Here is a 21,476-nt window from a genome sequence, read left to right as displayed (position 1 = left end):
ATCTCCAGGTTCGATTGGCATTTCACCCCTACCCACACCTCATCCCCGCACTTTTCAACGTGCGTGGGTTCGGGCCTCCATTCAGTGTTACCTGAACTTCACCCTGGACATGGGTAGATCACCTGGTTTCGGGTCTACGACCACGTACTCATGCGCCCTATTCAGACTCGCTTTCGCTGCGGCTCCGCATCTTCTGCTTAACCTTGCACGGGATCGTAACTCGCCGGTTCATTCTACAAAAGGCACGCCATCACCCGTTAACGGGCTCTGACTACTTGTAGGCACACGGTTTCAGGATCTATTTCACTCCCCTTCCGGGGTGCTTTTCACCTTTCCCTCACGGTACTGGTTCACTATCGGTCACTAGGGAGTATTTAGCCTTGGGAGATGGTCCTCCCGGATTCCGACGGAATTTCACGTGTTCCGCCGTACTCAGGATCCACTCTGGAGAGAACAACATTTCAGTTACAGGGCTGTTACCTTCTTTGGCGGGCCTTTCCAGACCTCTTCGCTTATATCGTTCCTTTGTAACTCCGTATAGAGTGTCCTACAACCCCAAGAGGCAAGCCTCTTGGTTTGGGCTGTTCCCGTTTCGCTCGCCGCTACTCAGGGAATCGCATTTGCTTTCTCTTCCTCCGGGTACTTAGATGTTTCAGTTCCCCGGGTATGCCTTCTCATACTCTATGTATTCAAGTATGGATACTACTCCATTACGAGCAGTGGGTTTCCCCATTCGGAAATCTCCGGATCAAAGCTTGCTTACAGCTCCCCGAAGCATATCGGTGTTCGTCCCGTCCTTCATCGGCTCCTAGTGCCAAGGCATCCACCGTGCGCCCTTTCTAACTTAACCATTTCTTACTTTAGAAAGAATCACTATGTGTGATGAACTTTGCATTGCATTCAATGTGAATGTATTACTTATTGTTATCTAGTTTTCAAAGAACAATCCTGTCTCGCTAGAGACATGTTTGAAGGAATGATCCTTCAAAACTAAACAAGACGAAAAACGTACGCTGCTCCATATATCCTTAGAAAGGAGGTGATCCAGCCGCACCTTCCGATACGGCTACCTTGTTACGACTTCACCCCAATCATCTGCCCCACCTTCGGCGGCTGGCTCCATAAAGGTTACCTCACCGACTTCGGGTGTTGCAAACTCTCGTGGTGTGACGGGCGGTGTGTACAAGGCCCGGGAACGTATTCACCGCGGCATGCTGATCCGCGATTACTAGCGATTCCAGCTTCACGCAGTCGAGTTGCAGACTGCGATCCGAACTGAGAACAGATTTGTGGGATTGGCTAAACCTTGCGGTCTCGCAGCCCTTTGTTCTGTCCATTGTAGCACGTGTGTAGCCCAGGTCATAAGGGGCATGATGATTTGACGTCATCCCCACCTTCCTCCGGTTTGTCACCGGCAGTCACCTTAGAGTGCCCAACTGAATGCTGGCAACTAAGATCAAGGGTTGCGCTCGTTGCGGGACTTAACCCAACATCTCACGACACGAGCTGACGACAACCATGCACCACCTGTCACTCTGTCCCCGAAGGGAAAGCCCTATCTCTAGGGTTGTCAGAGGATGTCAAGACCTGGTAAGGTTCTTCGCGTTGCTTCGAATTAAACCACATGCTCCACCGCTTGTGCGGGCCCCCGTCAATTCCTTTGAGTTTCAGTCTTGCGACCGTACTCCCCAGGCGGAGTGCTTAATGCGTTAGCTGCAGCACTAAGGGGCGGAAACCCCCTAACACTTAGCACTCATCGTTTACGGCGTGGACTACCAGGGTATCTAATCCTGTTCGCTCCCCACGCTTTCGCTCCTCAGCGTCAGTTACAGACCAGAGAGTCGCCTTCGCCACTGGTGTTCCTCCACATCTCTACGCATTTCACCGCTACACGTGGAATTCCACTCTCCTCTTCTGCACTCAAGTTTCCCAGTTTCCAATGACCCTCCCCGGTTGAGCCGGGGGCTTTCACATCAGACTTAAGAAACCGCCTGCGAGCCCTTTACGCCCAATAATTCCGGACAACGCTTGCCACCTACGTATTACCGCGGCTGCTGGCACGTAGTTAGCCGTGGCTTTCTGGTTAGGTACCGTCAAGGTGCAAGCAGTTACTCTTGCACTTGTTCTTCCCTAACAACAGAGCTTTACGATCCGAAAACCTTCATCACTCACGCGGCGTTGCTCCGTCAGACTTTCGTCCATTGCGGAAGATTCCCTACTGCTGCCTCCCGTAGGAGTCTGGGCCGTGTCTCAGTCCCAGTGTGGCCGATCACCCTCTCAGGTCGGCTACGCATCGTCGCCTTGGTGAGCCGTTACCTCACCAACTAGCTAATGCGCCGCGGGTCCATCTGTAAGTGACAGCCGAAACCGTCTTTCATCCTTGAACCATGCGGTTCAAGGAACTATCCGGTATTAGCTCCGGTTTCCCGGAGTTATCCCAGTCTTACAGGCAGGTTACCCACGTGTTACTCACCCGTCCGCCGCTAACATCCGGGAGCAAGCTCCCTTCTGTCCGCTCGACTTGCATGTATTAGGCACGCCGCCAGCGTTCGTCCTGAGCCAGGATCAAACTCTCCGAAAAAGTACAAAACCGAAGTTTTGTTTTTCGTCAGCGTTTGACTGACTACCTATGATGTATCATAGGATTTTTTATAAAAACTCGAATTAACAGGTACGTTTTGTCTTGTTTAGTTTTCAAAGATCATCTTCGTTATCGCTCAGAGGCGACTTTCTTAATATAACATTTGAGCACCGTGTGCGTCAAGTGTTTTTCTGAATTTCTTTTTGTCCGCTTTTCTTTCAAAGCAACTCAGTTACTCATTAGCGACGTTTAATAATATACCATCATAATATTCATACGTCAATATCTTTTTTAACAAAATATCCTCGATGATAGATTTTTTGCCCCTTCGTCTCAATTGGCTCTACTAGCACAATTCCTTTTTCCACAAAGAAATCAATCATCACACTAAGATCAGGTGTGAAATGTTTGAGATCAGGATGTGCAAGAAGCTCGCCAAACAGCCAAATATCCTGCTGTTCCATGACATGACGCAAATGAGCCGCACCAATTTCTGCTTTTGAATGAATCAAGAAATCATTCGCTAGGAATAAAAGTTCTAACCGTTTATGAAGACTTTCGTGGCTTTCAATCAACTCTGAATAAAGTTTATATACTTCCGGTTCCATATGACGTACTTGGTTCCAAACGGTCACTTCTGGGTGGAAGCCTTTATCAATCACTTCAATACGCGCAAGATGATGCAGGGCATGCACAATGGAATTATATGCATCGAGGAATTGATTTGATTCAAAAAATGCTTTTCCTTCTATATATCTGCGAATGAGCTTGCCATATTCTAAACCAATTTTGAGCTTACGGTTAGAAAACGGGAATGTACTCAGTTCATCAATCAAGTTGAAAATATATTCATTTCGATCAAACAGGACTTTTCCGTTTAAAATCCAATCAATAATCCGCCTGTTGGTACCTAAGGTAATCCATTCCTTCAACTGATCATCTGTGACAACATTTAAAGAAGCTGTCTGGTGATCGGATTCATAGTGCTTAATAAATAACGGTTCTTCCGCATCCTTTACGATGACTAGAAGCGCTGCATCAAAGTTATCCGTCTCAGAAGATACTTTATGCCTTCTTTCTACTATAATCACAGCTAATGTATCTGGATGACTTGCTCTCTCTTGATAAATAGGACGGAGAAGATTTTCCATAGTGATTCCTCCAATACTCGGGTGTAAGGTTCTTCTCTAATGCTATGTATTTCTCCTCATAGAATCAAAATTCCTTCAATACATGAAAAAAGATCGTTGAATCATTATAAGCAATTTATTCACAAAACTCTATAACTAATTCAAACAGAAAGGTAAAATGTGCTATATTGGAGATAAGGGGGACTAGGGATGGCGAAATACTCCAGTAAGATTAATAAAATCAGAACATTTGCACTTAGTTTGGTTTTTGTTGGTTTTTTGATCATGTATATCGGTGTGTTCTTCAAGGAATCGGTCTGGCTGTCGACCTTCTTTATGCTACTCGGCGTGTTATCGATTGGATTGAGTACAGCCGTTTACTTTTGGATCGGTATGCTTTCTACGAAGGCAGTCCGTGTCGTATGTCCAGGCTGTGAGAAGGAAACAAAAGTGCTTGGGCGGGTGGACATGTGCATGCATTGCAGAGAGCCACTTACACTCGATCCAGCATTAGAAGGAAAAGAGTTTGATGAATCCTACAATCGAAAAAAGTCATAAAAATAAGCTGACCATTCAACTGGTCAGCTTTTTCATTAATGATTTTCTTTTTTTGCACATTCTTGACAAGTGCCATAGATCTCCAAGCGATGATGACTTACTGTAAAACCTGTCACATGGGATGCAAGCTGTTCTACTTCATCAAGGCCAGGATAGTGAAAGTCAACAATCTTTCCGCAGTTTTCACAAATCGCATGGTAATGGTCAGATGTCGCAAAATCAAATCGGCTTGAGGAATCCCCATACGTTAATTCTTTTACTAATCCAGATTCCCGGAAGACTCGTAAATTGTTGTAAACCGTTGCTACACTCATATTAGGAAATTTCCCTTCAAGTGCCTTATATATATCGTCCGCGGTTGGGTGTGTCATAGAATTTACGAGAAACTCCAAGATGGCATGGCGCTGCGGAGTAATTCGAACACCGGTTTCTTTTAGAGCGTCTAAAGCATCTTTTAGTTCGTGAGCAGCCATTTCATCATGCACCTCTCTTTTCAAAAATATTCTTATATTATAATCTTTATAAATAGTGTACCCCCAGAGCCGAAACTTTGTCAATTACAATCCTCTTTTTTACCTATTCTTCTATACAAAAAAGACCGGCACGACTGCCGATCTCATCTCGTCAACATATTAAGCGTGAGCTTTCAGTTCCTCAAGCGCTTCTTCCACATGATCTTTCACCTTTACTTTACGCCACTCTTTCACAAGCTTTCCTTCTTTATTAATAAGAAACGTTGAGCGTTCAATTCCCATGTATTCCTTACCAAAGTTCTTTTTCAGCTTCCACACATCGAAAGCTTCAGACAATTTTTGTTCGTCATCTACAAGAAGCAGGAAAGGTAAGTCATGTTTTTCTTTAAACTTTTGGTGCTTGTCTTGACCGTCTGGGCTTACGCCGATAATCACAGCATCTAATTCCGCAAAGCTTTGATGGCGGTCACGAAAATCACAGGCTTCCGTTGTGCAGCCCGGCGTCATATCTTTTGGATAAAAATAAAGGACAATGTGTTTCCCTTTAAAATCAGAGAGCTTTACTTTCTCTCCATTATCACCAAGTAATTCAATATCAGGTACTTGCTGCCCCACTTCGATTGTCATGATACAATCCCTCCAACCTATTTTTTCATTAGCCTATCCAATTTCGAGAAGATATTCAACTAAGGACGCTTGCATCGGCATGTTAAAATAATGATAGACGACGTGATACGTTGAGATAGGAGGCTATTTATGAAATTCACCGAATCAGAAAAATTACATCAAGAGGCGCTGGAGCATATTGTTGGAGGGGTTAACAGCCCATCTCGTTCATATAAAGCAGTGGGCGGCGGGTCACCTGTTGCAATGGAAAAAGGCGAAGGCGCTTATTTTTGGGATGTTGACGGAAACCGTTATATCGACTATTTAGCAGCATACGGCCCAATTATTACGGGACATGCTCATCCTCATATTACAAAAGCCATCACGAAAGCAGCCGAGACGGGTGTCCTTTACGGAACACCAACGAAGCATGAAGTCACTTTTGCTAAGATGCTGAAGGAAGCGATGCCTGCTTTGGACAAAGTTCGTTTTGTCAATTCAGGTACAGAAGCTGTGATGACGACAATCCGTGTCGCTCGCGCTTATACAGGCAGAACAAAGATCATTAAGTTTGCCGGATGTTACCACGGCCATTCTGATCTTGTGCTAGTTGCGGCCGGCTCTGGACCTTCCACTTTAGGAACACCAGATTCAGCGGGCGTGCCTAAAAGTATTGCCAATGAAGTCATTACCGTTCCATTCAACGATATAGACAGCTACAAAGAAGCATTAGACCGCTGGGGTGATGAAGTAGCAGCTGTTCTTGTTGAGCCAATTGTCGGGAACTTTGGTATCGTAGAGCCTAAAGACGGTTTCCTGCAGCAGGTTAATGACCTGACTCATGAAAAAGGGGCTCTAGTCATCTATGATGAAGTCATTACAGCTTTCCGCTTTATGTATGGTGGTGCACAGGACTTGCTTCAAGTAAAACCTGACCTCACTGCATTAGGTAAAATTATCGGCGGCGGTCTTCCAATCGGCGCTTACGGCGGCAAAAAAGAAATTATGGAGCAAGTCGCCCCGCTTGGACCAGCCTACCAAGCTGGTACGATGGCAGGTAATCCCGCCTCTATCCTTTCTGGTATTGCATGCTTGGAAGTGTTAAAAGAAGACGGGGTCTACGAACGTCTTGATCAGCTCGGGGCCATGTTAGAAGAGGGAATTTTAGCCCACGCAAAAAAACATCAAGTAGATATTACAGTGAATCGTTTAAAAGGTGCTCTCACCATTTATTTTACAAAGGAAACGATTGTGAACTACGAGCAGGCTGAAAATACGGATGGTGAAATGTTCGCCCGTTTCTTTAAATTCATGCTCGCACAAGGTATTAACCTCGCGCCTTCTAAATATGAAGCATGGTTCTTAACCATTGCACATACTGAAAATGATATTTCTGAAACGCTCAAAGCAGTAGATCATGCGTTTGAACAACTGAAACAATCATAATGAGGAGAAAAACAGACGTAAATTCATGCGTCTGTTTTTTTATTTACCAGCTCTTGATTGTCAAAAGCGAGTGAATCTGTTACATTTTTTCTCAATACCTTCTTTTGATGTTTTCATGAACTTTCAAAAATCACTTGAATATTTCGGAAGACCGCTGTATATTACTTAGTTGTTTCATCAAAATATTTATGATATATGACAAGTGGTCATCTATTATCGAAAAGAAAGGAATGCAGGGACAAAACCAATGAAACTTGGAGCCCGTATTTTAAAAACCGGTATTGCCATTGTACTCGCGCTTTACCTGGCAACATGGCTTGGGTTGCCGACACCCGTCTTCGCGGGAATTGCAGCTGTATTTGCTATCCAGCCATCTATTTATCGATCATTTTTAACGATTGTTGATCAAGTGCAAGCCAATATTATTGGAGCAGCACTTGCCATTACGTTCGGTCTGCTTTTTGGCACAGGACCAGTCATCATCGGCTTAACTGCCGTCATGGTCATTGCGATTAATTTAAAGCTTAAGATTGAACACACGATTCCGATTGCACTCGTAACCGTCATCGCGATTTTAGAAAGTGCAGGGGATCATTTCCTTTCCTTTGCCTTAATTCGAACAGCAACTGTGGTGTTAGGCGTACTTTCTTCATTTTTAGTGAATTTGATTTTCCTGCCGCCAAAGTATGAAACAAAGCTTGTTCATCACATTATGGAAAATACGGAGGAGATTTTAAAATGGATCCGTCTGAGCTCCAGACAGTCTACTGATCATTCCACTTTAAAGGATGACATCGATCAAATAAAAGAACGTATGATCAAACTAGATCACATTTACTTGTTATACAAAGAAGAACGAAGCTATTTAAAGAAAACAACTTATGTCAAATCTAGAAAGCTTGTTTTATTCAGACAGGCAATCATGACGTCTAATCGAGCGCTGTACTTGCTGAAAAAGCTTCATAAGTTAGAAAATGAAATTCATTTGATGCCAGAGCATTTCAGAGAGAGCTTAACAGATGAGATTGATTATTTGCTTTATTGGCATGAACGTACCTTGATGAAGTTTGTTGGAAAAATGAAACCGCAGGACGATGATTTTCAGAATGAATGCTCTCTTCGTCTTGAAGCATTAACGAAATCATTTATTCAGCATCAACAAAATCAAGAAAACGACTTGCTGGATTACAATATGCTGAATGTGATGTCGAGTATTATTGAATACCGTGATGAATTGGAGCATCTAGATACTTTGATTACAAGCTTCCAAACGTATCACCCAAAAGATAGTGAGATTGAGACAGAAGAAAAAGAAGCTTAAATACAAAAGCCCGATTCTAAGAATCGGGCTTACATTTTTGACAAAGGGCTAAAATGATCTTTATTTTAGCCCTTTGTCTTCTTTTCAGCGTAGTTGAAAACCCTTGAAATCAAGGAAGGACGAGTAATGGAGCGGAGCGAATGCCATATTCGTGAGCACCAGCACTCAGGACTGACAAAGAATGCGGGGTTTGTCTACACGCTGTGACCGATTGTTAGAATCGGTCTTATTTTATTTTCTTCATTTTAGGATCAAGGGTGTCTCTTAATCCATCTCCCATCAAGTTAAAGCCAAGAACCGTCAGCATGATCGCAATCCCCGGGAAAAATAAAGTCCATGGCGCTTGTACGAGATAAGGTCTCGCATCTGCAAGCATTTTCCCCCACTCTGGACTTGGCGCTTGTGCACCTAATCCTAAAAATCCTAAAGCCGCCGCTTCAATAATGGCAGTACCAATCGCAAGCGTCGCTTGAACGATGACCGGCACCATACTATTTGGCAGTATGTGACGAAGAACGATGCGGCGGTGTGACATCCCGACTGCCTTTGCTGCTAAGACGTATTCTTCTTGCTTAATGCTCAGCACCTTTGAACGAACGAGCCGGCCAAATGTGGGGACGTTAATAATCGCTATGGCAATAAGGGCATTTTGTAAGGAAGGTCCTAAGATGGAAACGATCGCAATCGCTAATAGAATGCTAGGAAAAGCGAGTAAAATATCAAATAGTCTTGAGATGACAGCATCCAGTAATCTACCGCCGTAACCTGCCATCAACCCAAGCAATGTCCCTAAAATAACCGACCCGAGAACGGAGAAGAAACCCACCCATAATGAAATCCGAGCTCCATGCACGACTCTAGAAAATATGTCTCTCCCGAAATCATCCGTACCAAACCAATGCGCAGCTGAAGGGGCACTAAATCGTTCGCCTAGTGACTGCTCGTTGATTCCATAAGGAGCAATGAGCGGTGCAAAGATTGCTAGGATCAGAAATAAAAAGACAATCACAGTGCCAATGACCGCCAGCTTGTGCTGAAAGAACAGTTTCATCGATTCAAGAATCAGTGATTGAGAGCGTTCTTCCTTTTGTTTAGGTGCTTGAAGCTCTTTTTGCGCTTCCATGTCGTCACTCTCCCTTCTCTAGTATTTAATCCTCGGATCAATGACTGCATACAAGATATCAACAATGAAATTGATCAGCACAAATATGAGCGCAACAACAAGAATGCCAGTTTGAATAACAGGATAATCACGATAGCTAATTGCATCGTAAATATACCGCCCAATTCCCGGCCAAGCAAAGATCGTTTCTGTTAAAATGGCTCCGCCTAGCAAGAGACCTGTTTGAAGACCAATAATCGTTAAAATCGGAATGAGCGCATTTTTCAGCCCATGCTGATAAATGATGAAAAATGAACGTACCCCTTTTGCTTTTGCTGTTCGAATAAAATCTGAATGAAGGACTTCCAACATACTTGCCCTCGTAATCCTTGCAATAATCGCAGCAGGAATCGTTGCGAGAGCGGTACTTGGTAAAATTAAATGCTTGATGCTGTCAAAGAATTGATCAAATCGCCCTTGCAAAAGCGTGTCCAGCGTATGAATATAGGTGATCGACTCTACCGGATTTCTGACGTTTTCTCGTCCTGTAGTCGGCAAAATACCTAATTCAATCGAGAATAGCCACTGTCCCATTAAGCCTAACCAGAAAATCGGCATGGACACCCCAATGAGCGCAATAAACATGGCCACATAATCAAAGAAAGAATGTTTAAACCATGCACTAATGATTCCGGCATTCACACCGACAATAATCGCCAGCAACATAGCGAAGAAAGTCAATTCTAATGTAGCGAATAAGTAAGGCTTCATTTCCTGGGCAATAGCCGCTCCTGTTCGTATGGAAGTCCCTAGATCGCCTTTTAAAAGCCCCAGCATGTAGTGACCATATTGTACGTACCACGGCTGGTCTAAACCAAGCTGAATCGTCAATTGCTCTACTGCTTCTTTCGTTGCCCGCTGTCCTAAGATGACCTGCGCCGGATTTCCAGGGATAAACCGAATAATAGAAAATACAACTAAGGTCATTCCGATCAGTACTGGAATGAGCATTCCTGCTCGCTTCATACAATAAGCAAACAAACAGCTTTCACCGCCTTTTCATTGTTTGGATAAGGGAGATCGAACGATCTCCCTTATTTGCTTATTCGAAATATACGTCAGTCAATGCTTCGGAACCAGTCGGATGCGGCTGGTAGCCTTTTAAATCTTTAGATGCGGCAAGCATTGGAATTGAATGGACTAATGGAATCCAAGGTGCTTCATCATGAATGATTTCTTGAGCTTCTTGATATAATTCATTTCGCTTCTTTTGATCCGTATCGGTCTGCGCTTCAATGAGGATGTCATGCATTTTATCGTTTTGGAAGAATGTATAGTTGTTACCGCCAATACTGTCTTTATCTAATAATGTATAGATGAAATTATCAGGATCGCCATTGTCCCCTGTCCATCCTAATAAGAACACATCTGCTTCGCCTTTACTTGCTTTATCTAAATAAGTGGCCCAATCATATGTGACGATTTCGGCTTTGACACCAACTTTTTCAAAGTTTGACTGAATGACTTCAGCTACCTTCATCCCGTCTGGCATATATGGACGCGGCACAGGCATTGCCCAAAGCTTGATGCGAAAACCGTCAGGGAAGCCTGCCTCTTTCAATAGTTCTTTTGCTTTTTCCGGATCATATGGATATGGCTCAATCTCGTCATTGTAGCCTTCTAATGACGGAGGAAGTGGATTTTTTGCTGGTTCAGCAAGCCCTCCATAAAACGACTCGATGATTGATTCTTTATCAACTGCATAATTGAGTGCCTGACGAACCAACTTGTTATCAAGCGGCTTTCTCGTCACTGTCAGCCCGATATAACCTACGTTCATGGATGGTCTTTCAATCAGCTGGAGCGCTTTGTCTGTTTTAATGCCATCTAAATCGGACGGATTGACGCCATCCATTAAGTCGATTTCGCCTGTTTTAAGCGCATTTAAACGAGCAGAGTTTTCAGGAATAGAGCGGAAGATGATTTGTTTCAGTTTTGGTTTATCTTTTTGCCAGTAATCTTCGTTCTTTTCTAAGACAATACGGTCGTTTTGCTTCCATTCTTTAAACTTAAATGGTCCTGTGCCCACTGGGTTTTCTCTAAATGAATCACCGCTTTTTTCAACTGCTGCAGGACTAGCGATACCAAATGGTGACATGGCGATGTTTTTCAGAAATGTTGCTTGCGGGCGTTTGAGTTGAAATTCAATTTCATGCTCTCCTTTAACGATGATGTCTTTAATGACATGCCCTTTATCTTTTTTATAGCCGCCAAACATGCCGTAGTAAGGAAATTTTTCGGCATCTCCATTCATCCAGCGGTCAAAGTTGAATTTCACTGCTTCTGCATTAAAGTCTGTGCCATCGTGAAATTTCACACCTTCTCTTAAGTAGAACGTGTACGATTTTCCGTCCTTCGCAACATCCCATTCTGTTGCGAGGCCCGGATGGATGGTCGTGTCTTTTTCACCGTAATTCAAAAGCTTTTCAAACATATTCTCTGTGACCTTGAAGGTTTCGCCTTCTGTTGTTGTAATCGGATCAAGTGACGTAGAGTCCCCTCCTCTGCCGAATACGAGAGTGTCTTTTGTGGCTTTTTCTTCTGATGTTGATGAAGATGCACAGCCACCTAAAAATAACGCAAGTGCCAGCACAAAAATGAAACTACTGAATAACCATGTCTTCTTCATTGTGTTCCTCCTTTTGATATAAATAGCACGCAGCTGCATGACCTGTTTCCTCCTCATACAAAGGCGGAACAGCTTGCAAGCATTGCGCCCACCTTTTTGGACATCTTTTATAGAAAGGACAGCCATCTTCTGACACCAGGGTGGATTCTTCCGCTGACACATCCTGCGTTTCCAGCACGTGATCCATATGTGGAATGGATTTCAGAAGAAGCGATGTATAAGGATGAAGCGGCTTGTGAAATACGTCCTCCGCAGGACCCATTTCTACAATACGGCCAGCGTACATCACTGCAATTCGGTCGCTCATATACTTGACAACGCCTAGATCGTGAGAAATAAACAAGTACGTCAGAGAAAGCGTCTTTTGCAATTCGAGCATTAAATTCAATATTTGCGCTTGAACCGATACATCTAAAGCGGAAACTGGCTCATCGGCAATCACAAGACTTGGATGAGTAATCAGCGCCCTAGCAATTCCAATACGCTGCCTCTGACCGCCGCTGAATTGGTGCGCATAACGGTCTCCATAGGATGGGTCAAACCCAACAATGTGCAGCATCTCCTTTACCCGCTTTTGTCTTTCTGCTTTTGTTCCATGTTTATGAACAATGAGCGGTTCTTCTAAAATGTCTTTGATTTTCATTCGTGGATTTAAGGAAGCGTATGGATCTTGGAAAATCATTTGAATGTCTTTTCTGAAGGAACGCATGTCTCGTTCTTTCAGAAGCGTCACTTCTTTTCCTTTCATTTGGATTGAGCCAGAAGTCGGTTCGATTAATCTCATTAAACTTTTGCCAAGGGTTGATTTCCCGCAGCCAGATTCGCCCACAATGCCGAGCGTCTCCCCTTCTTTCACGTGAAAGGACACTTGATTTAAAGCCAAAGTCGTCTGTTTGTGTTTAGAAAAAAATGCCGATGTGTCATAACGCTTCGTCAGTTGATTCACTTGCAACAGTGGGTGATTCAGTGTCTTCTCCTCCTTCCATTAGAAAACATGCGACGCGGTGATTGTGTGAAATGGATTGTAAAGATGGGTCTTTTTCAAGACATTGCGTCATTTGATATGGACAGCGTGGTGCAAATTGACAGCCGGACCGAATAGCTCCTGGCTTAGGTACATGACCCGCAATAGACATGAGTTTTTCTTTTTTCTCTTTAAATGATGGAACAGAGGCGAAAAGACCTTTCGTGTAGGGATGGAGAGGTTTTTGGAAAATACGGTCAACGGTTCCTTCTTCTACGATTCGACCGGCATACATAATCATGACACGCTGGCATATTTGCCGCACGACGCCTAAATCATGAGTAATAAATAATATAGCGGTGTCCATCTCTTCATTTAACTTTTTGAGCAAACGAAGAATTTGTGCTTGGATGGTGACATCAAGTGCAGTCGTTGGTTCATCTGCAATCATGAGCTTTGGGTGACACAGCATCGCCATCGCAATCATCACACGCTGACGCATGCCGCCCGATAGTTCATGTGGATATTTTTTGAGTAATGACGCTGCTTGTTTCAGGCCAACCGTTTGAAGCAAATCTACCGCCTTCACTTTTGCTTCTTTTTGGTTGATAGTCTGATGTGTGAAAAGGGCTTCTGTCATTTGCTTGCCGATGGTCATGAGTGGATTGAGAGAAGTCATGGGTTCCTGGAAAATCATTGAGATGTCATTCCCTCTGACCTCTCGCCATTGTTTCTCCGACAGTGACAGCAGGTTTTGACCTTCAAATTGTATGTGACCTGTTGTTTCTGTTTGGTGATTCAGCCCCATTAAAGACATCGATGTGATGCTTTTCCCGCAGCCAGATTCGCCCACAATACCTAAGGTTTCTCCTTTTTGAATAGAGAATGAGATGTCATGGACGATCGGCACTCTCTGCTTTTTTTGCTGAAAGGCAATGGACAGCTGTTTGACATCTAGCAATACTTCTTGTTCTTTCACATCTTCACCACCCCGTCATACTTTTTAAAATTGTATTGAGACAAGCTGGGAAATATGTCATGTTTTTGACAAGTATAAAAAAGCCTATCCGCTAGAATCGGATAGGCTTCTACTAATTTAATGTTTGAATGGTAAATAGATGGCGATAGTGGCTGTCTCGGTTCATTAATTCCTCATGTGTTCCTTTTTCCACAATCTCGCCTTGTTCCATGACCACAATGAGGTCCGCATGTGTAATCGTTGATAAACGGTGCGCAACAATAAAAGTTGTGCGATCTTTTGCCAGCTTTTGCATCGCTTCTTGAATGTAATGTTCACTTTCTAAATCAAGTGCAGACGTCGCTTCGTCTAAAATAAGCAGCGGTGGATTTTTAAGAAATACCCTCGCAATTGAAATTCGTTGTTTTTGACCGCCTGATAGCTTTACGCCACGTTCTCCTACCTTTGTGTCATATCCTTCGGGAAGAGACATGATGAACTCATGGGCATTAGCCGCTTTGGCCGCCGACACAATTTTCTCAAAGGATGCTTCTGGGTCTCCCACAGCGATATTTTCTTTAATGGTGTCACTGAATAAGAATGTATCTTGGAGCACCATCCCGACTTGATTCCGCAGGCTTCTTGCCTTGTACTCTTTAATATCAATGCCATCAATTTCGAGTGATCCGCTTGTGACATCATAAAATCTTGGAATTAAGCTGACGAGCGTCGACTTCCCTCCGCCGCTCATTCCTACAAGCGCAACGGTTTGGCCTTTTTCTACTTTCAAGGAGATATTGTGTAAAATCTCTTCCTGTGTATGTTCGTAACGGAACGACACATCTTTAAATTCTACCTCTCCTTTTAAGTGATTGGCTTCTTTTGCATTCGGCTTGTCTGTTACTTCATACGGTTCATCAATAAACTCAAAAATACGATCCATTGATGCTACTGACTGAGTTAAAGTCGTCGATGAGTTAATGAGACGGCGAATCGGGTTGTACATCCGATCAATGTAGCCGACAAAGGCAATCATTGTCCCAATTGAAAGCGACCCGTTAATGACGGTATAACCAGCAAAAGCAATGATGAGCAGCGGCGCAATGTCTGTGATCGTATTGACGACAGCGAATGTTTTGGCATTCCAATTCGTATGATTGATCGCTTTGTTTAAGAAATTTTTATTTTCATCGTGAAAATTCTCTTGTTCGTATTCTTCAATCGCAAAGCTGCGAATGACAGGCATTCCTTGTACTCGCTCATGCAGGTGCCCTTGTACCTCAGCCAGTGCCTGCGACCGCTCTTTTGTCAGCTTGCGAAGCCGTCCGTAAAAATACTTCACTGCTAACGCATACAGCGGAAAAATAATGACAGACACAATGGTGAGTTTAAGATCCAGTGTACACATAATGGCTATCACAATCAGGACGGTCATCAAATCAAGCCAAATGTTCATAAGCCCTGTGATGACAAATTCCTTTGTTTGCTCCACATCGTTGATGACCCTTGAAATAATTTCCCCTGTTCTCGTGTTGGCGTAATAACGAAGGCTCAACTTTTGAATGTGCGAGAACAATTTTTCCCGAATATCAAATAATACCTTACTGCCTGTCCACTGCGCATAGTATTGTCTGTAGTACTCAACAGGCGGTCTCATCACTAAAAATAATACAAGCATGATTCCCATAATAATAAAGAGAGTGGATGTTTTTTCTTCAGCCGATCCAGAGCCTTGAATCACATCATCAATGACATACTTTAAAAGCAGAGGCAATGTTAAGGGAATCGAGAACTTAATCATTCCGATCACCATTGTCAATGCAATCTGTTTTTTATACGGTGTTACAAAAGCCATGTAACGTTTTATGACCCCCATGTAAATCTCCTTCCCAATCTATCAGTGCCTCTTATCCGTACGCAATCAAAAACCTGTTGGCTTTGAAAAGCCAAACAGGTTTTAGCTGCTGTTACTTATTTTGTATAACGCAAAAAACGTTCATACCACATATCCACAAATTCTGGAGCAAACGGTCCCTTCCGCTGGTGAATCCAATGCAGTAATGTATTTAGATGCTCTCGTAAGATACTATCGATTTCTTTTGGATAATTCATCTGCCTCTTATGATCTGCATATTCATCCTCATCCAAAATATTATACGTCATGTCCGGAAAGACTTTGACATCTAAGTCGTAATCAATATACTTAATCGCCTCTTCATCTGTCGCAAAAGGAGAGCTGATGTTGCAGTAATAATACACCCCATCATCTCGAAGCATCCCAATGACATTAAACCATTGTTTTGCATGAAAATAGCAAATAGCCGGTTCTCTTGTCATCCATGTTCGGCCATCGGATTCAGTCACCATTGTTCGATCGTTTGCACCAATGATACACAATTCCGTTGCTTTCAGAATGGTGGTTTCATTCCAAATCCTGTGGATCAAGCCATTATGTTTATAGCTTTGAATTTGGATGGTTTCTCCTTCCTTGGGATAGCCCATATTTTCTCCCCTACTTTCTATAACAAACAAACCTAACAGTCCAAAGACCTAATTTCCCAACTAAACATGTCTCTATTATATTATACCGTTACATCATTAAAAAATGAAATGAAAAAGCCATTCAACCCAATTGAACGGCACACTCTTTTACATCACGGTTGAGCTCTTCTCCATTTGCTTATACGAATTGATGACTTGTTTAGTCTGTTTTGTAAATAGTGTTTGGACTTTTTGCAGTTCCTCTCGTTTCTGTTTGATTTGATCATGAAGCTTATGCCGCTCTTCCTTTTTTTCACCTTGCAGCAATCGTTTTTCTGTCTCTAAGTACAGATCAAGTTCTCCTTGTACATCGAGTAGCTGATCCATAAGCTGCATTTGTTCTTTGACAAGCTGATCGAAATCAGACATCTAACTCCTCCCTTTCCTTCGATTCCACTTTTTGTATCTATACCATTTCTTGAAAGAAGGAAGAAGTCCTTTGACTGTTTATGTAGAGGTTTTACAGGTTTTGTCGGATGGTGGGGAGAGGCAAAAAGAAAAGCACTTCATTCGTAGATGAAGTGCTTCCCTTTGTTTCAGTGATTAGCTGTTTTGTTGTTTGTTTTGCTCAGCTTTTTGGTTGTATTTTTTTACGTGCTGTGCGTCAGTCTCGCTAGCGAATTCAGTGCCATATTGACCGCCTTGTGCAGCAGCTTGGTTTTGTTTTTTCACTTGTTGTGCGTTTGTTTTGTTTTGTTGTTTATCCATCATTATCACCTCCACGCACATTAATTTGTGCAGAAGGTGTACATCTTATTCATGTTTTTTTTAAACAAGCAAAGAACGTCCGCCATCGACGATAATCGTCTGTCCTCTAATCATATCTGCTTTGCCTGATACAAGGAATTCTACACTGTCGACCATGTCTTTAATTTCCACCATACGGCCTGCTGGTGTATTTTTCTTAGCATCTTCTAATAGCTCTTCACGATTTGGGAAGTGCTTGAGTGCATCTGTATCGATGGCGCCGCCTGATACGGCATTCACGACGATATTTTTTTGTGACAGCTCAACGGATAGGTAGCGTGTCAAAGCTTCTAGTGCTGCTTTAGATACACCGACCACCGTGTAGTTTTCAAGGTAGCGGATAGAGCCTAGTGAGCTAATGCTGACGATATGTCCGCCGCCGTTTTTCTCCATTAATTTGGCTGCTTCTTGTCCGCAGAATAACAAGGCTTTCGCATTGATATTCATGGTCCAGTCCCAATGATTTTCTTCAAGATCCATGATTGGGCGCTGAACGCCAGATGCCGCATTGTTCACAAATACGTCTAAGCGGCCAAACGTTTCGTCAATTTGCTGGAACATGTCTTTGATTTTCTCTGGCTGACCAACGTTGGCTTTGACAACTAAAGTTTTAACACCCATCGCTTCAATTTCTTCAGCTGTTTCAAGTGCTGCTTTTTTGCTTCTTGCATAGTTAATGACAATGTCATATCCTTTTTCAGCTAGGCGAAGGGCTACTTCTTTCCCGACACCTCTACTGCTGCCTGTAATTAGTGCACATTTACGCTTGTTCATTATGGTTCATCTCCTGATTTGAATAGTTTTCGTCCATTCGCTTCACACTAATAGGAAAGTTCCTATTAGGAGGTTACATTCATGTATGTCGGACGCGATTTAAGCCAGCTTGGCATGATGTCAAAGGATCAATGGAAAGATACTGAGCTTGCTTTTTTTCATCATGCTTTCCAACAAATTTTACCTTATTTAAACGAAGAAGGGCAATCTAAGTATCGAGAAATCATTTCTGAAATTGAAAACCGCGGGGGTCTGCACCGAAATGAAGCCGATTATACCCATGGTACAACGGTTAAATATGACTAGGCTGTTCAAGTGCCATCTTCCATATTTTTTGATGTGAGACTGGCAAAGCATATGCCTCAAATTCTTCTGTTGTGACTTTTTTCAGCATCGTGTCATCAGATACAGAGGTCACACGTCCAAAGAAAACAGAAATATTCCAGATGAGGTGGGTAAATACATGTTGAATGGTGCCTTCTAAATCACCAAGTTCTGCTTGTACACCCGCTTCCTCTTTTAAGAAATCAATCAGCTGCTCTTTTTCCGTTTTTCTTCCCTTCATTGTTTCCATGTTTGGGAACTCCCATAAATTCGCAAGCAGACCTGTACTTGGACGCTTATGAATATAGAGGTGGCCTGCATCATCAAATAACACCACTGCTGCCATTGATTTCGCAGTCGGCTTTTTCTTTTTACTTTTCACCGGCAGCTCATGCTGAACGCCTTCCTCAAGTGCTGAGCAATGCATGTTTACAGGACAAATGAGGCATGCAGGAGAGGTTGGGGTGCAAATAAGTGCACCTAGCTCCATTAGCCCTTGATTGAATTCTGACGGCTTTTCCCGGGAAATGAGCTGATCAACCGCAAATTCGAAAATGTTTCTCGTTTTTGGTTTTGCAATATCATCCCATATGGACAAGATACGGGAAATGACCCTCATCACGTTGCCGTCTACCGCAGGGTATGGCTTGTTATAGGCGATACTCAGCACTGCGCCGCTCGTATATGGGCCTACACCTTTCAGTTTTGAAAATTGTTCTTTCGTATCAGGGACAACGCCCCCGTAGGATTCATAGACTTCTTTCACAGCTGCCTGTAAATTACGTACCCGTGAGTAGTAGCCAAGACCTTCCCATGCTTTCATGACCTTTTCTTCATCAGCTAAAGCAAGATCTTTCACCGTCGGGAATTGCTCCATAAACCGATTGAAGTACGGAATGACCGTATCCACTCTCGTTTGCTGGAGCATCACTTCTGATACCCAGACGCGATATGGATCTTGATTTTCACGCCATGGAAGTGTCCGTTGTTCTTTTTCATACCAATCGATTAAATCATGCTGAAAACCCGCAATATCTTTGCGGTCCAGCTTTTCTTGAATGTCTTTCATCTCTATACTCCTTCTTATCGAACCGAGAGCTAACGTTCTGAAAAGAACCTTATTTGTTGTATACTGTTTGTAGATACGTTAACATGTTACATTAAATCGGGATAAAGCAAAAGTGATTTTGCACATAGTCTTGATGAGAGACGTATACTTTTTATGATTGTTCCTAAGCATGACAACTAGGAGGTAATCAATTGGACACTGGTACTCATGTAGTAATGGGCATTTCTCTTGGGGGACTTGCGCTTTTAGATCCAGCCGTCAGCGCAGATCCACACATGGCACACGCCGTGATGATCGCGACCATCGCCGGCTCCCAAGCACCAGACATTGATACTGTGCTAAAACTAAAAAATAATGCAGTTTATATAAGAAATCACCGGGGATTTACTCATTCCATTCCGGCTGTACTGTTTTGGTCATTGCTAATTCCGGCTGTGATTTTCCCATTTGTGCCGGGGGCAAATTTACTTCACCTTTGGTTATGGACACTATTAGCCGTCGTGCTTCATGTGTTTGTCGATATTTTCAATGCTTACGGCACGCAGGCCATTCGTCCATTTTCAAAGAAATGGGTAGCGCTTGGGATCATTAACACGTTTGATCCGTTTATCTTTTTTACACATCTTGTCGCCATTGTCGTATGGGCGATTGGCGGGCATCCCGGCTATACGTTCATTACGCTGTATGCCGTGATTTTCTGTTACTATATCGTCAGGGTCATCATGCAGCTTCAGATTAAACGTCAGCTTCGTGCACGATTCGATGAGATTGAGGAAATAATCATTTCGCCTACAATGAAGTTTAGACAATGGCGTATTGCTGTGAAATGTAAATCCTCTTTCCATGTTGGACGCAGTATGAATGGTGAGATTATCATTTTAGACACCTTTAACCGTGTGCCGGTCCCTGATACTGAGATTATGAAAATTGCCAAACAGGATGAAAACATTTCAGCCTTTCTCTCCTTCTCCCCTGTCTACCGGTGGGAAGTGGATAAATACAAGGATCATTATGAAGTTCGGTTCATTGATTTGCGCTACCGCAGCAAAGGTCACTATCCTTTTGTTGCGATCTGCCATATCGACATGGACCACCAAATCAAAAATTCCTATACCGGCTGGATTTTCAGTGAAGAAAAACTGCAAAAAAAATTAAGACTCGGCTCTGTGTGAGCGAGTCTTTTTTTGTTGTGTAGGGCTTGGATTTAAGGGGGAAGTACATTATTGATTATTCATTTTGTGTAGATTTTGAACTGGATAGGTAGTTGAATTTGTATAAAACAAAGAAACTGTGATCTATGCACTCATGTAGAGTGCGACCCGGATACCACGCAATTGAGTTTAACGCTTGCCAATTTCAATCCACGCACTCATGTAGAGTGCGACCTTCTGGCATTATTAAAGTAACCAAGCCATTAACATTTCAATCCACGCACTCATGTAGAGTGCGACTGCGATTTCCCTAATTATAACATTTTTTAGGTAATGATCGTCAAAACCCTTAAGTTTCTATATAGAACTTTGTTTTCACTCCTAAAAAATATACATTTTTTCTCAATTTTGTCGAATGAAAAGGTGCGAATGTCCCGGGGATTTTATGTTCACCTGACATTCGCACCGACTTTTTCTAGTCTGAAATCTATTTGAATCTTGATAATCATATTTATTATTTCAGCAACAACTTTGAATTTAATTAAATACATGGCTACTGAGAGGCAGAGTTATGTTTTTCACAATTATTAATCTACACACTCATGTAGAGTGCGACACATGTCAAAAGGGAAAAATCATCCCCTGAAGGGATTTCAATCCACGCATTCACGTAGAGTGCGACAAAGATGATGATGTTGAGAGGAGTTTAGCCAAATATTTCAATCCACGCACTCACGTAGAGTGCGACGCAAAGCAAATTAACAGCCTAGCGGCTTAGGAGGATTTCAATCCACGCACTCATGTAGAGTGCGACTGCGATTTTCGCCCTAATTATAACATTTTTTAGGGAATGATCGTCAAAACCCTTAAGTTTCTATATAGAACTTTGTTTTCACTCCTAAAAATATACATTTTTTCTCATTTTTGTCGAATGAAACGGTGCGAATGTTCCAGGAATTTTATGTTCACCTCACATTCGCACCGACTTTTTCTAGTCTGAAATCTATTTGAATCTTGATAATCATATTTATTATTTCAGCAA

The 21,476-nt window shown here is 42.7% G+C and carries 18 protein-coding genes, 2 rRNA genes and 1 pseudogene (1 of these 21 only partly in view); 5 read left to right on the top strand and 16 right to left on the bottom strand.

Features of this window, described 5'->3' with window-relative positions:
* From MHH31_RS04340 to MHH31_RS04330, 3 genes are all read right to left on the bottom strand, one after another.
* Positions 1 to 850, bottom strand: a 23S ribosomal RNA gene (locus MHH31_RS04340); it reaches 2,081 nt to the left of the window's first position.
* Positions 851 to 1,032: 182 nt separating this feature from the next.
* Positions 1,033 to 2,581 (bottom strand): 16S ribosomal RNA (locus MHH31_RS04335).
* Together the 16S and 23S rRNA genes form the textbook arrangement of a ribosomal RNA operon.
* A gap of 272 nt (positions 2,582 to 2,853) precedes the next feature.
* Positions 2,854 to 3,732 (bottom strand): nucleotidyltransferase-like protein, encoded by an 879-nt coding sequence (locus MHH31_RS04330; RefSeq protein WP_025206981.1) that lies wholly within the window; start codon positions 3,730 to 3,732, stop codon positions 2,854 to 2,856.
* Positions 3,733 to 3,921: 189 nt separating this feature from the next.
* On the opposite strand from MHH31_RS04330, the gene MHH31_RS04325 reads away from it, so the two are divergent.
* Positions 3,922 to 4,269: a YgzB family protein gene (locus tag MHH31_RS04325; protein WP_007496750.1), complete on the top strand. Its 348-nt coding sequence runs from the start codon at positions 3,922 to 3,924 to the stop codon at positions 4,267 to 4,269.
* Positions 4,270 to 4,304: 35 nt separating this feature from the next.
* Here the strand turns inward: MHH31_RS04325 and perR are convergent, their stop codons facing one another.
* On the bottom strand, positions 4,305 to 4,742 hold the full coding sequence (perR, locus tag MHH31_RS04320; RefSeq protein ID WP_003217782.1) for a peroxide-responsive transcriptional repressor PerR: 438 nt from the start codon (positions 4,740 to 4,742) through the stop codon (positions 4,305 to 4,307).
* Between the two features lie 159 nt (positions 4,743 to 4,901).
* Entirely contained in the window at positions 4,902 to 5,369 is a 468-nt protein-coding gene (gene bcp, locus MHH31_RS04315) for a thioredoxin-dependent thiol peroxidase (RefSeq protein ID WP_160758146.1), read from the bottom strand.
* Between the two features lie 129 nt (positions 5,370 to 5,498).
* Between bcp and MHH31_RS04310 the strand changes: the two genes are divergently transcribed.
* Together MHH31_RS04310 and MHH31_RS04305 are read left to right on the top strand one after the other, a co-directional pair.
* Complete coding sequence (locus MHH31_RS04310; protein ID WP_008341922.1) at positions 5,499 to 6,794, top strand: glutamate-1-semialdehyde 2,1-aminomutase; 1,296 nt, start codon at positions 5,499 to 5,501, stop codon at positions 6,792 to 6,794.
* A gap of 247 nt (positions 6,795 to 7,041) precedes the next feature.
* A complete protein-coding gene (locus MHH31_RS04305) occupies positions 7,042 to 8,115 on the top strand; it encodes an aromatic acid exporter family protein (protein WP_025206980.1) in 1,074 nt (357 codons plus the stop codon).
* Positions 8,116 to 8,341: 226 nt separating this feature from the next.
* On the opposite strand, the gene MHH31_RS04300 is transcribed toward MHH31_RS04305, so the two are convergent.
* The 10 genes and pseudogenes from MHH31_RS04300 to fabL form a co-directional block, all read right to left on the bottom strand.
* Positions 8,342 to 9,238, bottom strand: coding sequence for an ABC transporter permease (locus MHH31_RS04300; RefSeq protein ID WP_007496739.1), 897 nt, complete (start codon positions 9,236 to 9,238; stop codon positions 8,342 to 8,344).
* Positions 9,239 to 9,256: 18 nt separating this feature from the next.
* Positions 9,257 to 10,258, bottom strand: coding sequence for an ABC transporter permease (locus MHH31_RS04295; protein ID WP_007496737.1), 1,002 nt, complete (start codon positions 10,256 to 10,258; stop codon positions 9,257 to 9,259).
* A gap of 61 nt (positions 10,259 to 10,319) precedes the next feature.
* Positions 10,320 to 11,906, bottom strand: a complete 1,587-nt coding sequence (locus MHH31_RS04290; protein WP_268390969.1) for an ABC transporter substrate-binding protein — start codon at positions 11,904 to 11,906, stop codon at positions 10,320 to 10,322.
* Entirely contained in the window at positions 11,881 to 12,858 is a 978-nt protein-coding gene (locus MHH31_RS04285) for an ABC transporter ATP-binding protein (RefSeq protein WP_080688153.1), read from the bottom strand. Before MHH31_RS04285 ends, MHH31_RS04290 begins: the two co-directional genes overlap by 26 nt.
* Positions 12,827 to 13,849 (bottom strand): ABC transporter ATP-binding protein, encoded by a 1,023-nt coding sequence (locus MHH31_RS04280; RefSeq protein ID WP_024718262.1) that lies wholly within the window; start codon positions 13,847 to 13,849, stop codon positions 12,827 to 12,829. The genes MHH31_RS04285 and MHH31_RS04280 overlap by 32 nt, the downstream gene beginning before the upstream one ends.
* Positions 13,850 to 13,961: 112 nt before the next feature.
* A complete protein-coding gene (locus MHH31_RS04275; RefSeq protein WP_008341950.1) occupies positions 13,962 to 15,704 on the bottom strand; it encodes an ABC transporter ATP-binding protein in 1,743 nt (580 codons plus the stop codon).
* Between the two features lie 95 nt (positions 15,705 to 15,799).
* Positions 15,800 to 16,330: a DUF402 domain-containing protein gene (locus MHH31_RS04270; RefSeq protein ID WP_008341956.1), complete on the bottom strand. Its 531-nt coding sequence runs from the start codon at positions 16,328 to 16,330 to the stop codon at positions 15,800 to 15,802.
* A gap of 147 nt (positions 16,331 to 16,477) precedes the next feature.
* Entirely contained in the window at positions 16,478 to 16,738 is a 261-nt protein-coding gene (locus tag MHH31_RS04265) for a YgaB family protein (RefSeq protein WP_045034510.1), read from the bottom strand.
* A 174-nt stretch (positions 16,739 to 16,912) separates the two neighbouring features.
* A pseudogene (locus MHH31_RS04260) lies at positions 16,913 to 17,062 on the bottom strand (gamma-type small acid-soluble spore protein); the annotation flags it as partial.
* 75 nt (positions 17,063 to 17,137) lie between these two features.
* Positions 17,138 to 17,890: an enoyl-[acyl-carrier-protein] reductase FabL gene (fabL, locus tag MHH31_RS04255; RefSeq protein ID WP_007496726.1), complete on the bottom strand. Its 753-nt coding sequence runs from the start codon at positions 17,888 to 17,890 to the stop codon at positions 17,138 to 17,140.
* Positions 17,891 to 17,971: 81 nt separating this feature from the next.
* On the opposite strand from fabL, the gene MHH31_RS04250 reads away from it, so the two are divergent.
* Positions 17,972 to 18,196, top strand: a complete 225-nt coding sequence (locus tag MHH31_RS04250) for a hypothetical protein (protein ID WP_008341962.1) — start codon at positions 17,972 to 17,974, stop codon at positions 18,194 to 18,196.
* On the opposite strand, the gene mutY is transcribed toward MHH31_RS04250, so the two are convergent.
* The gene (gene mutY / locus MHH31_RS04245) at positions 18,183 to 19,283 is read right to left on the bottom strand and encodes an A/G-specific adenine glycosylase (protein ID WP_039167932.1); all 1,101 of its coding nucleotides are present in this window, start codon (positions 19,281 to 19,283) and stop codon (positions 18,183 to 18,185) included. The genes MHH31_RS04250 and mutY overlap by 14 nt on opposite strands.
* A 191-nt stretch (positions 19,284 to 19,474) precedes the next feature.
* On the opposite strand from mutY, the gene MHH31_RS04240 reads away from it, so the two are divergent.
* On the top strand, positions 19,475 to 20,455 hold the full coding sequence (locus MHH31_RS04240) for a metal-dependent hydrolase (protein ID WP_035391259.1): 981 nt from the start codon (positions 19,475 to 19,477) through the stop codon (positions 20,453 to 20,455).
* Positions 20,456 to 21,476: the final 1,021 nt, after the last annotated feature.

The sequence above is a fragment of the Bacillus sp. FSL K6-1033 genome (assembly GCF_038630765.1).
GTDB classification, from domain to species: Bacteria; Bacillota; Bacilli; order Bacillales; family Bacillaceae; genus Bacillus; species Bacillus altitudinis.
Note: the sequence above shows the minus strand (reverse complement) of the source record. Positions and strands in the feature narration are given on the sequence as shown.